The sequence below is a fragment of the Curtobacterium sp. B8 genome (assembly GCF_000333315.1).
Taxonomy (GTDB): Bacteria; Actinomycetota; Actinomycetes; order Actinomycetales; family Microbacteriaceae; genus Curtobacterium; species Curtobacterium luteum.
On the sequence record NZ_BACW01000657.1, the window covers coordinates 1 to 12,356 of the forward strand.

At 72.1% G+C, this 12,356-nt stretch carries 11 protein-coding genes; 8 read left to right on the forward strand and 3 right to left on the reverse strand.

The features are described from left to right. The 5 genes from I59_RS17515 to I59_RS17535 form a co-directional block, all read left to right on the forward strand. Positions 1-852, forward strand: an 852-nt coding sequence (locus tag I59_RS17515; protein WP_022904975.1) for an ABC transporter permease, incomplete at its 5' end; no start/stop codon positions are given. Between the two features lie 4 nt (positions 853-856). After that, entirely contained in the window at positions 857-2,086 is a 1,230-nt protein-coding gene (locus I59_RS17520) for an ABC transporter ATP-binding protein (RefSeq protein WP_022904976.1), read from the forward strand. Positions 2,087-2,088: 2 nt separating this feature from the next. After that, positions 2,089-3,138 (forward strand): glycosyltransferase family 2 protein, encoded by a 1,050-nt coding sequence (locus I59_RS17525; RefSeq protein ID WP_022904977.1) that lies wholly within the window; start codon positions 2,089-2,091, stop codon positions 3,136-3,138. A 77-nt stretch (positions 3,139-3,215) separates the two neighbouring features. Next, entirely contained in the window at positions 3,216-4,358 is a 1,143-nt protein-coding gene (locus I59_RS17530) for a glycosyltransferase family 1 protein (RefSeq protein ID WP_022904978.1), read from the forward strand. Continuing rightward, a complete protein-coding gene (locus tag I59_RS17535) occupies positions 4,355-5,218 on the forward strand; it encodes a glycosyltransferase family 2 protein (protein WP_022904979.1) in 864 nt (287 codons plus the stop codon). The genes I59_RS17530 and I59_RS17535 overlap by 4 nt, the downstream gene beginning before the upstream one ends. Before the next feature lie 222 nt (positions 5,219-5,440). Here I59_RS17535 and I59_RS17540 read toward each other — a convergent pair whose 3' ends face one another. From I59_RS17540 to I59_RS17550, 3 genes are all read right to left on the reverse strand, one after another. Continuing rightward, entirely contained in the window at positions 5,441-7,150 is a 1,710-nt protein-coding gene (locus I59_RS17540) for a glycosyltransferase (RefSeq protein WP_148286301.1), read from the reverse strand. A 106-nt stretch (positions 7,151-7,256) separates the two neighbouring features. Beyond that, positions 7,257-8,120, reverse strand: a complete 864-nt coding sequence (gene rfbA, locus I59_RS17545; protein ID WP_022904981.1) for a glucose-1-phosphate thymidylyltransferase RfbA — start codon at positions 8,118-8,120, stop codon at positions 7,257-7,259. 10 nt (positions 8,121-8,130) lie between these two features. After that, positions 8,131-8,739, reverse strand: coding sequence for a dTDP-4-dehydrorhamnose 3,5-epimerase family protein (locus I59_RS17550; RefSeq protein ID WP_031274433.1), 609 nt, complete (start codon positions 8,737-8,739; stop codon positions 8,131-8,133). Positions 8,740-8,855: 116 nt separating this feature from the next. Between I59_RS17550 and I59_RS17555 the strand changes: the two genes are divergently transcribed. The 3 genes from I59_RS17555 to I59_RS17565 all read left to right on the forward strand — a co-directional run. Further along, positions 8,856-9,797 (forward strand): glycosyltransferase family 2 protein, encoded by a 942-nt coding sequence (locus I59_RS17555; protein WP_022904983.1) that lies wholly within the window; start codon positions 8,856-8,858, stop codon positions 9,795-9,797. Positions 9,798-9,819: 22 nt separating this feature from the next. Then, the gene (locus tag I59_RS17560) at positions 9,820-11,394 is read left to right on the forward strand and encodes a glycosyltransferase family 39 protein (protein WP_022904984.1); all 1,575 of its coding nucleotides are present in this window, start codon (positions 9,820-9,822) and stop codon (positions 11,392-11,394) included. Further along, a partial coding sequence (locus tag I59_RS17565) for a glycosyltransferase family 39 protein (protein WP_148286302.1) occupies positions 11,391-12,356 on the forward strand: 966 nt, incomplete at its 3' end. The genes I59_RS17560 and I59_RS17565, both read left to right, overlap by 4 nt.

Consider the following 12,356-nt stretch of genomic DNA (forward strand, 5'->3'; position numbering starts at 1 on the left):
GTCGGTGCCCCGACGAGCGCGATCCGGGGGACGTGGCGCGAGCTGCGTGACGTGTTCCGCAAGCGCGAGATGCTCGGCATGCTCGTCCGACGCGACCTCAAGGCCCGGTACAAGGACTCGGCGCTCGGGTTCGTGTGGACGCTCGTGCGACCGCTCACCCAGCTCCTCATCTACTACTTCGTCATCGGCAAGGTCCTCGGTGCCGCCCACGGCATCGACAACTTCGCGATCTACGTCTTCACCGGCCTGTCCGCCTACACGCTCTTCAGCGAGATCGTCGCCGGGTCGACCGGGTCGATCGTCGGCAACAGCGGTCTGATCAAGAAGGTCTACGTCCCACGCGAGGTCTTCCCGCTCGCGAGCGTGGGCGCCGCGCTCGTGAACTTCGCGATCCAGTTCGGCATCCTGCTGGTGGCGACGCTCGTGCTCGGGCAGTTCCCGCTGCACGAGGGGCTCGTGTACCTCATCCCGTCACTCGCCGTCATCGTCGTGTTCGGAGCGGCGATCGGCCTGGTGCTCGCGGCGCTCAACGTCTACCTGCGCGACGTGCAGTTCGTCATCGACGTCGGGCTCATGGTGCTCCTGTGGGGTTCCCCGATCGTCTACTCGTACTCGATGGTCGTGAAGGAGCTCACCGCGCCGTGGCTCCTGACGGTCTACACGAACAACCCCTTGACCCTCGCCGTCCTCGGTCTCCAGAACGCCATCTGGCTGCACGACCCCGCGGCGGTCGTCTACCCGGACCACCTCATGCTCCGCCTCGGCATCGCCCTGGTCGTCGGCCTGGTCTGCCTCGTCGGAGCGCAGCGCGTCTTCTCGCGCCTGCAGGGCAACTTCGCGCAGGAGCTCTAGACCCATGGCCATCAGCACACCCGTCACCCCGACGACCACGACCCCGGCCGCCGAGCGCCCGGACGTCATCGTCGTGGACCACGTCCGCAAGCGCTTCACCGTGCGCAAGGACAACACGATCCGCGAGCGCATCGTCACCCTCGGCCGCGCCGGTCGGAAGCACCGTCAGGACTTCTGGGCGCTCGACGACGTCAGCGTGACGATCCAGGCCGGGACCACCGTCGGGCTCATCGGCCAGAACGGGTCCGGCAAGTCCACACTCCTCAAGGCGATCGGCGGCATCATCCAGCCGACCTCGGGCACCGTGTCCCGACGCGGGCGGCTGGCGGCCCTGCTCGAGCTCGGCGCCGGGTTCCACCCGGACCTCTCCGGTCGCGAGAACGTCTACCTGAACGCGGCGCTCCTCGGGCTGAGCCGCAAGGAGACCGAGTCGCGGTTCGACGACATCCTGGCGTTCTCCGGCATCGGCGACTTCATCGACACCCAGGTGAAGTTCTACAGCTCCGGCATGTACGTGCGGCTCGCCTTCGCCGTCGCGGTGCACACCGACCCGGACGTGCTCCTCGTCGACGAGGTGCTCGCGGTCGGCGACGAGGCCTTCCAGCGCAAGTGCCTCGACCGCATCCGCACGTTCCAGGAGCAGGGCAAGACGATCATCATCGTCACGCACTCGCTCAGCCAGGTGCAGGAGATGTGCGACCGCGTCGTCCTCCTCAACAAGGGCACGGTCCTGCACGACGGCGAGGCGGTCGAGGCGGTCAGCAAGTTCCGCGACGTGCTCGAGGAGCGCCGCTCGGGCGAGCTGAGCGCCGACGTCCAGGTCGGGCGGGGCACGGTCCTCGGCGCGACCGTGCACGCGGAGGGCAAGGAGCGCCGCGAGGACGTCCTCCCCGGCGACGACCTCGTGGTCGACATGGAGTTCGAGCACCTCGACGGGGTCTCCGACTGGGAGGCCGCGGTCCAGATCAACAACACCGCGGGCCAGGTCGTCTACGGCACCACCACCGGCATCATGGGCGTCCACCTGACACCGCTGCACGGTCGCCGGAAGCTCCGCCTGCGGATCACGGACGCGAAGTTCGGCACCGGGAAGTACTTCATCAACGTGTCGATGATGGACTCCGCCGGCCGGCACCTGCACGACCTGCCCGAGTGCGACTCCTTCGAGGTGCCGTCGTTCGGCGACGCGGTCGGCACGGTCTACGCCAAGCCGTCCCTCGAAGAGCTCGACTGAGCGTGTCGGGACGGACCGATCCCGCGGGCGCCGCGTCGACCGCGGTCGTGATCGTCAACTGGGAGCGTGCCGACCTGACGATCCGTGCTGCGCGGGCGGTGCTCGACGACCCGTCCTCGGCCGCCGAGGTCGTCGTCGTGGACAACGGCTCGTCCGACGACTCCGTCCGGGCCCTCCGCGCCGCACTGACCGACGCGACCGTCGTGGAGCGGGCCGACAACGGCGGCTTCGCGGCGGGTGCGAACACCGGGATCCGGGCCTCCGACGCCGAGGTCGTCGTCCTCCTCAACAACGACGCGGCGCCCGCGCCGGGGTTCGTCGCCGCGCTCCGCGACCACCTCGCGCACGCCGGGCCGGAGGTGGCGGCCGTGACGGGCCGCATCGTGCTCGCCGGACGCTGGACGCGCCTCCCGGCCGGGTCGCGGCCCGCACCCGACCAGCGCACGCTCCGGGACCACGCCGGCCGGTCGTGGACGCCGTCGCCGGACGGCGACGTCCGGCTCAACTCGACCGGCGTCCTGGTCGACCGCGACGGCAACGGCGCCGACCGCGACTGGTTCGCTCCGGCCGACCACGCGGCCGACGTCGACGTCTTCGGCTTCTCCGGGGGCGCGTCGGCGCTCCGCCGGGTCGCGCTCGACGACGTGGGCCTCCTCGACGAGTCGCTGTTCATGTACTACGAGGACACCGAGTACGCCTGGCGGCTCCGCCGCCGCGGATGGCGCGTCGAGCACGCGGCGGACGCCGTCGTCGAGCACGACCACTCGGCGTCGTCCGGGGTGCAGAGCGACCTGTTCGTGTTCCGGAACGCACGGAACCGCGTCCTCGTGGCGCTCTGGCACGCACCGTGGCCGACGGTGCTCCGGGCCGTGGCACGGACGCTGGTGCGCGGCCTCCGCGGTCTCGCGTCCACCGCGGACCGCCGGGAGGCGCGGCTCGTCCTGGCAGCGCTGGCGGACGTCGCGGGACACCTCCCCCGGCACCTCGCGCACCGGCTCGCGGAGGACCGCCGCGCGAGCGTGCCGCGCCGGGCCGTGGACCCGGGCGCATGAGCCACGAGCGCTATCCTGGACCCTCCCCCGACGACGGCCCCGGCCGAGACGACGGCCTCGGCCGAAAGGAACCACGCGTGCCGCACACCTCCGTCCTGATCGACGGGACGGCCGTACCGCGGAACCTCGGCGGCGTCGGACGCTACGTCGAGGGCGTCGTGTCCCACCTGACGGAGCCCGACCTCGACGTGCACCTCGTCGTCCGCCCCGGCCACGTCGCACACTTCCGGACGATCGCGCCGACCGTCACCGTGCACGCCGCACCGGCCTGGACCGACTCGGTGCCCATGCGCCTCGCGTGGGAGCAGACCGGACTCCCGGCGCTCGCCCGCCGCCTGCGTGTCGACGTGCTGCACTCGCCGCACTACACGTTCCCGGTCGCCTGGCGCGGCGGCTCGGTGGTCACGCTGCACGACGCGACGTTCTTCTCGAACCCGGAGTGGCACTCCAGGCTGAAGCGCACGTTCTTCACCTGGTGGAGCCGCCGCTCGCTCCGCACCCGTCCGGTCGTCGTCGTGCCGAGCGCCGCGACGGCGACCGAGGCGGCCCGGGTCGTGCGGGGCGTCCGCGCCGACGTCCGCGTGGCACCGCTCGGCGTCGACCGCACCGTGTTCCACGCGCCGTCGACGGCCGAGGTCGAGGACGCCCGGATCGCCGCGACCCTCCCCGAGGGCGCTCCGTGGATCGCGTTCCTCGGGACGATCGAGCCCCGCAAGAACGTCACGGCGCTGCTCGACGCGTACGCCGCGGTGCGGACGGCACGTGACGCGACCGGGTCCGCGACGCCGTGGCTCGTGCTCTCCGGGGCGCGCGGGTGGGACACGGCCGCGATCGAACGGCTCGACGCCCTGCAGGAGACCGACCACGTCGTCGAGGCAGGCTACCTCCCGATCGAGGACCTCGCCGGCTTCCTCGGCGGCGCCGAGTTCGTCGTGTACCCGTCGCTCGGCGAGGGCTTCGGCCTGCCGGTGGTCGAGGCGATGGCCGCCGGCGCCTGCGTCGTGACCACCCGGCGGCTCTCGCTGCCCGAGGTCGGGGGTGACGCCGCGGTCTACACCGAACCGGACGCCGTCGACCTCGCCGCCACGATGGCCCGCCTGCTCGACGACGCCGAGCTGGTCTCGTCGCACCGGTCGGCCGCACTCCGACGTGCCGCCGACTTCACGTGGGACGCCACCGCAGCGGTGCACGCCGACGCCTACCGGGAGGTCGCCCGGTGACCGACACCCCCCGCGTGGCCGTCCTCACCGTCACGTACAACACGGGCGAGACGATCCGCCCCTTCCTCGCGAGCATTGCGGCCGCGTCGACGTCACCGGTCGCGGTGGTCATCGCCGACAACGGCTCGACCGACCTCGACGCGCTGCGGGCCGTCGGCGAGTCCTACGGGGCAACCGTGGTGTCCTCCGGGGGCAACCTCGGCTACGGCGGCGGGATCGACGCGGCGCTCGCAGCGCTCGACGACGTGCTGCCCGACGTCCGCCCCGACTTCCTGCTCGTCACGAACCCCGACGTCGTGCTCGGCCCCGGGTCGATCGACGAGCTCGTCCGCGCTGCCGACCGACTGCCCGACGGCGGTGCGTTCGGGCCGCGGATCCTCGACGAGCAGGGCGAGACCTACCCGTCGGCACGGCAGCTGCCGTCGCTCCGCACCGGCCTCGGCCACGCCGCGTTCTCACGGTTCTGGCCGGCGAACCCCTGGAGCCAGCGGTACTGGTCCACGACCGAGGTCGTCGAGCGCGAGGCCGGCTGGCTGTCGGGCGCGTGCTTCCTCATCCGGACGTCCCTGTTCCGGCAGCTCGGCGGCTTCGACGAGTCGTACTTCATGTACTTCGAGGACGTCGACCTCGGGCAGCGCGTCGGGCGTGCGGGGAAGGCGAACGTGTACGTACCGGCCGCCGTGGTCACGCACACCGGGGCGCACTCGACGTCGTCGAACCGGCGCCGCATGGAGATCGAGCACCACCGGAGCGCGTACCGGTACCTGTCGCGGAAGTACCGGGCGTGGTGGCTGTGGCCGCTCCGGGTGGCGCTGCGTGCCGGGCTGTCGCTCCGTGCCCGCTGGGTGACTCGCAAGTAGCACCCGGTGCGCCGCGGCGGGCGGCACCTTCTGCGTCCGCACGACCCCGCGCCGCGTTCTGCGTCCGCACGACCCCACGGTGCGTTCTGCGTCCGCACAACCGAAGTCATCCGGAACCGCGTCGAGACGTGGTTCGGGGTGACTTCGGTTGTGCGCCGACGCGCCGAACCGGGAGTGCCTCGGCGGGCGGTGCCCCGAACCCGGGCCCCGCGCGCGGAGACCTCAGCCGAACAGCCGGGTGCGCTCGGCCCGGGCGGCGTCGAGCAGCACGCGGGCCCGAGCGTCGAACGAGTGCTCGGCGGCGATGCGGCTCGCGATCACCGCACGCTCCGACGCCGACGGCCACGGGTGCTCCGGTGCGAGCAGGCGCTCGAGCTCGTCGCGGGAACCGGCGACGGCCAGGGTGGGCACCGCGAGGACGTCGGCGAGCCCCTGGACCGGGTCGGTCACGACGACCCCGCCGGCGGCGAGCACGTCGAACACCCGGTTGGACACGAACCCTCCCGTCGCCATGTCCGGCCAGTGGTCGTTGAGCACGACCCGTGCGGACGCGTACGCCCGTGCGACCTCGGCACGCGACAGCCCCGGCTCGCCGAGCAGGTCCGACGGTACGACGTCCGTCCACCCCGGTCCGTGCACCCGGAGGTCGGCGCCGAGCGACACCGCGTCGGCGACGACCGGGCGGTCGGCCCCCCGCGTCGACCCGACGAAGACCACGTGGTCGGCATCGGGGTCCGTCTCGGACCGGTTCCCCGGGTGGAACACCGACGGATCGGTGGCCTGGAGCAGCGGGGTGACGGTGAGGCCGCTCCGCGCCGAGGCAGCGGCGGCCCAGGCGGGGCCGGCGGCGAAGGCGCGGTCGAACGACCGGAGTTCGGTGTCAGCGACGTCGTCCGGGTGGCTGATGACCCAGAGCAGGTTCACCGACGCCGGGTTCGGCGGCACCCGGTCGAGCCCCCGGACGACGAGGGTGACGTCGTCGGCACCGTCGTCACCGCGGACGTGGGCATCGCGCCGGTCGACCCGGACGCGCTGTCCGAGCCGCTCGAGCGCCGCCGCGAGCTCCCCGGCGAAGTGCACGTCGCCCCAGCCGTCGCCCTCGGGTCCGGCCGGTGCGGCGATCTTGACGGACCAGGTCAGCCGGTCACCCGTCGTCCGGGAACGCGCCGCCGGCGTCACGGGGCGCGCGCCCCACGGCGGCAGCGGCGGCCCCGCCACGACGTCGGCGCCGGGTCGAGCGGACGGCCGGTCGCGCCAGCCGGCGACCACGTCCACCACGGCGGCGTCGAACGTGCGGCCGGGTTCGACGGTGCGCACGACGGGCCCGACGGCTCGGCTGCGCACGGCTGTCTCCGCATGGTGCGCCGCGTCGGCGGTCCAGGCGGTCAGCACGGTGCGTTCGTCCGGGAGGCACGGGGCCGGGACCACCGCCCCCTGCGGCATCGAGACCACCGGTTGGTCCGCCCCGAGGAGGAGGTCGTCCGACGACGCGGCACGGTCGTCCGACCACGGCAGCGCCCCGGGCCGCACCAGGAGCGCACCGTTCCGGTGCTCCCCGGCGGCGGTCCGCACGACGGCCTGGACCGGACAGCCGACGTCGCGCGCGAGGGCGCGCAGGCCGTCGGCGTCGATCTGCACCGAGGTGTCGACGAGCACGAGCGTGCGGCCGACGCCCCCTGCGACGCCGGCGTTGATCGCCGACCCCAGTCCGTCCAGCTCCTGCCGACGCACCCACGGGAGCGCCGCGTCGAAGGCACCGCGCGGCGAGGCGTCCGCCACGTACGACAGCGCGCGGACGTCGGCGTCCGGTCCGAACGCCGACCGGGCAGCGGCGACCAGCCGCGGCACCTCCGCGTGCCGGTCGGAGCGCGTGGTGACGAGCACCGTCACCGGTGCGTCCAGGTGCGGGAGGTCGCCGTCCCAGCCGGTCACGCGGACGACGTCGGGCGGCGTCGCAGCCGCGCCACGGGCCTCCCGGCCGACGGGAGCGACCCCGTCGACACCGCGACGCGTCCGACGGAAGAGGCCCACGAGCGGCTCAGGAGGCGAGCAGGCGCTGCAGGTACACGCCGTACCCGCCCTTGACCAGCGGCGCGGCGAGCTCGGCGAGCTGCGCGTCGTCGATCCAGCCGTTGCGCCAGGCGATCTCCTCGATGCAGCCGATCTTGAAGCCCTGCCGGTCCTCGATCACCTTGACGTACTCCGACGCCTGCATCATCGACTCGAACGTGCCCGTGTCGAGCCAGGCCGTGCCGCGGTCGAGGACCTGCACACCGAGCTCGCCCGCCTCGAGGTAGCGCTCGTTCACGGTCGAGATCTCGAGCTCGCCGCGCGCGCTCGGCTCGATCGTCTTCGCGATCTCGATGACCTTGTTGTCGTAGAAGTACAGGCCGGGAACGGCGTAGTTCGACTTCGGCTGCGCCGGCTTCTCCTCGATGGAGACCGCGGTGAAGTCGTCGTCGAACTCGACCACGCCGTACGCGGTCGGGTCGGCCACGTGGTACGCGAAGATCGTGGCGCCCTGCACCGCGGTGTTCTTGCGGAGGTTCGTGCCGAGGCCGGTGCCGTGGAAGATGTTGTCGCCGAGGACGAGGGCGACGCTGTCGTCGCCGATGAAGTCCTCGCCGATGACGAACGCCTGTGCGAGCCCGTCCGGGCTCGGCTGCACCGCGTACTGGATGTCCATGCCGAGCGCCGAGCCGTCACCGAGCAGGGCCTTGAACTGCTCGTTGTACTCCGGCGTCGTGATGACGAGGACCTCACGGATGCCGGCCATCATGAGCGTCGACAGCGGGTAGTAGACCATCGGCTTGTCGTAGATCGGCATGAGCTGCTTGCTGATGCCCTTGGTGATCGGCCAGAGGCGCGTGCCGGAACCGCCGGCGAGGATGATGCCCTTCATCGGGTCTTCCTTACTTCTTCGTCCGGAGCGACTCGGTGTAGGCGACCGCTTCCTCGTAGGTCGGCAGGAGCCCCTGCTCAGCGGCCTGCTCGAGCGTCGGCGCCGCGGTGTCCTTCTCGGAGAGCACCGGCTCGCCGAGGCCCTCGGGCAGCGTCAGGCCGACCGTCGGGTCGAGGATCGTGATCCCCTTCTCGCGCTGCGGGTCGTAGTGAGCGCTGACGAGGTAGTTCACCGTCGAGCGGTCCTCGAGGGCGACGATGGCGTGGCCGAGGCCCTCCGACAGGTAGACGGCCTTGCGGTCGACGTCGTCGATGCGGACCGAGTCCCACTGGCCGAACGTCGGCGAACCGACCCGGATGTCCACGATGTAGTCGATGAACGCCCCACGGACGGCGGTGACGTACTTCGCCTGGCTCGGCGCCACGAGGGCGTAGTGGATGCCCCGGGCGACACCGGCCGAGGAGATCGACATGTTCACCTGGCGGAGGTCGAGCGGGTGCCCGACGGTCTCCTCGAGGACGTCCGCGCGGTACGCCTCGAGGAACGCGCCTCGGGCGTCGCCGTGCTGCACGGGCGTGAACTCCCACGCGCCGGGGATCTTGAGTTCGCGGATCTGCACCACGGCAGCCTAGCAAGGCGACTGGTACACCACGTTTCGCCACGACCTCGCAGGATCGCATTAGGCTGTTGAGGCCTCGCGCACCCGCCAGACATCGAAACGAGACCTGCATCCCCGTGAAGTTGTTCGTCCAGATCCCATGCCTCAACGAGGAGAACACCCTCGCCAGCGTCATCGACTCCATCCCGAAGGAGATCGACGGCATCGACGAGATCGAGATCCTCGTCATCAACGACGGCAGCACGGACCGCACCGTCGAGGTCGCGAAGGAGCACGGCGTCAAGCACTTCGTGCACCACACCACGAACATGGGCCTCGCCCGTTCGTTCCGCGACGGCGTCGACTACGCGCTGCTGCACGGCGCCGACATCGTCGTGAACACCGACGGCGACAACCAGTACCCGCAGTCGCAGATCGCCGAGCTCGTGCAGCCGATCCTCCGGAAGGAAGCCGAGATCGTCATCGGCGACCGGCAGACCCGCACGATCGAGCACTTCTCCGGGTTCAAGAAGCTCATGCAGCGCTTCGGCTCGTGGGTGGCGTCGCGCGCGGCCGGGCTCGACCTGCCCGACGCAGCGAGCGGCTTCCGCGCGTACTCGAAGTACTCGCTCATCCGGCTGAACATCGTGACCCGGTTCAGCTACTGCATGGAGACGATCGTCCAGGCCGGCTACAAGCGCCTCGCGATCGCCTCCGTCCCGATCACGACGAACCCGAAGACGCGTGAGTCGCGGCTGTTCAGCAACATCTGGCAGCACATGTTCCAGTCGGGCTCCGCCATCGCCCGCGTGTACCTCATGTACCGCCCGATGGCGCTGTTCGCCTGGGTCGCCGCCGTCCTCGGCGCGCTGGGCCTCTGGCCGCTCATCCGCTACCTGGTGCTCCTCGCGATGCACACCGACGGCAACCACCTGCAGTCGATCATCCTCGGCGTCGTCCTGCTCATCACCGCGGTGCTCGCGGTCGTGATCGGGGTCGTTGCCGACCTCACGCGGTTGAACCGCACGCTGGCCGAGGAGCAGCTCGACCTGCAGAAACTGCAGCGCTACGGTGACTGACGCGGGGACGCCGGTGCGGGGGGTGGGCCGCGCCGAACGCCTCGTGGTGCTCGCGGTCACCATCGCCTTCGCCGCAGTGCTCGCGGTGTGGGCGTTCGGAACCACCACCTTCAAGGCCCCCGACGAGCCGACCCACGTCGACGCGGTCGTGCACGTCGCGATCGGCGACGGGTGGGCGCCGCCGGGCACGCTGCCGTACCTCAACGCGACCGAGTCCGCGCAGCACGACAACCTCCGCGAGCGCTCCGCGCAGCACCCGACCTGGGGTGCGCTGCTCGACGAGTACCCCGGTGACCACGTCGGCAGCGTCGACCAGATGACGCAACACCCGCCGACGTACTACGTCATCGCCGCGGGCGTCCTGCACCTCGTGCACTTCGAGGACCTCCGGTGGGACCACGCCGTGCTGGCCCTCCGCCTGTTCGACGCCCTCCTGGCGCTGCCGCTCCCGTTCCTGGCGTGGGCGACGGTCCGTCGGCTCACCCGGTCACCACGGGCGGCCGTGGTCGGGGCCGCCGCGGTGCTCGCGATCCCGGAGCTCGCAGCCATCGGCGCCTCGGTGACGAACGACGCCCTCATGCTCCCGCTCGCCGGGCTCCTCGTGTACCTCGTCACGCGGCTGCTCACCGGTGACCACCGCGTCCGGCTCCTGGTCGGCATCGCCGTCACCCTCGGCGCGATGCTGCTCGTGAAGGGCACGGCGCTGCCGGCGGTCCCGTTCGTGGGCATCGCGGTGGTGACCGCCGGACTCCACCGGGGCGTCGTGCTCCGGAACGTCATCAGGGCCTTCGGCACCCTCGCACTCGCGGCGCTGGTCGGTGCGTGGTGGTGGCTCCACAACCTCATCGTGTACCGGCAGATCCAGCCCGACGGCATGGCGTCCTACGCCCGACCGGACAAGCCGTTCCCGGCCGGCACCGGCCCCTCGCCGGAGGTCTTCCTGCGCGACTACTGGAACGGTGTCACCCGGACCTTCTGGGGCAGCGTCGGCAGTCTCGCGCAGTTCCAGGTCGCGCAGGCCCTCATCGACGCGCTGACCGTGCTCTCGCTCGCCGGCATCGCGGTCTGGGCCTTCCGACGCGGCCCCTCGCTCCGCCCGGCGATCGTCCTCGCGGCCTACCCGGTGATCCTCATCGCCCTGCACATGCAGAGCGGGTGGGGCGGCTACGTCAGGAACACCATCGTGGCGGGCACGCAGGGCCGCTACTACTACCCGACCCTCATCGCGCTCATCGCGCTGAGCGCGCTCGCGTGGCCGCGCGCCACCGTCACCGCGCGCGGCCGGACGCGGCTCGCCGTCGGGATGGCGATCGCCGCGTGCGCCATCGCCCTGTACGGCGTCCTCTACGTCGTGCGGGCCTTCGGCGCCGACGGCGCGTGGTGGATCACCCGGTCGAACCTCACCCGCTACGACGTCGTCGGGCTCGTGGGCGGGGGCTGGATCGCGACGCTGGTCGTCATCGCGGGGCTGCTGCTCGCCGCGACGGCCGTGCTCCTCGTCCGGTGGCTCCGCGGGACGGCGCCGGAGCGCAGGGGGACGTCGCCGGTCACGCCGGAGCGCACGTCCTCCGCTCCGCACTCGGAGGCCCGCGCGTGACCGCCCGCCGCGAGTGGACGATCCTCGCCGGGGTCACCGCAGCCTGGATCGGGTTCCTGCTGCTCTTCGCCTTCGTCACGCCGGCCTTCGGCGCCCCGGACGAGCCGGCGTACGTCGACGCGGCCTTCCGGACGGCGCTCGGCCTCGGCTGGCCGCCACCGGGATCGATGCACTACCTCGACGCGGTCCGCCAGGTCGTCGAGCACCCGGTGCCGGCCGCCGACCGGGTCACCGTGTCGGCGTTGCTCGCGCAGTCCCCCGGCGACTCCGCGGCGATCGACCAGATGTCGCAGCACCCGCCGACGTACTTCCTCGTCTCCGCCGCCGTGCTCCGTGCGATCGGTTGGGGGTCGCACAGCTGGGGCACGGCGGTCCTGGCGCTCCGGCTCCTCGACGTGGTCGTCGTCGCCGCGCTGCCCGTGCTCGTCTGGGCGACGGTGCGTCGTGCGACCCGGTCGCCGCGGACCGCCCTCGTCGCGCCGTTCCTCCTGTTCGCCGTGCCGCAGCTCGCGCAGGTCACGTCGGGCGTCACGGTCTGGGCGCCGATGGTGCTCTTCGGCGCCGTCACGGTCTGGCTCGCGGTGCGCGTCCTGACCGGGGACCGCTCGCGGTGGACCACCACGGGGCTCGCGGTCAGCGTGACGGCGATGTCCGCGTTGACGGCCCTCGGCCTCGTCGCGATCCCCTTCGCCGTCGTCGTGGTGCTGCTCGGACGGAGCCGTTCGCTGCGGGCGCGGCTCGTCCACGCCGCGGTCGTGTTCCTGGTGCCGGTCGTGGCCACGGGGTGGTGGTGGGTCCGCACCCTGGTCCGCAGCGGCACCCTCGTGCCCGACGCGCTCCGCGCTGCGACCACGGTGGTCCCCTACCCCGAAGGCGGTCCGAACCCGGGGGCGTTCGCGGGGCGGCAGTGGGACGGCCTGACGAACTCGTTTCTTCGCCTCCTCGGGGCGAACCAGTGGGTG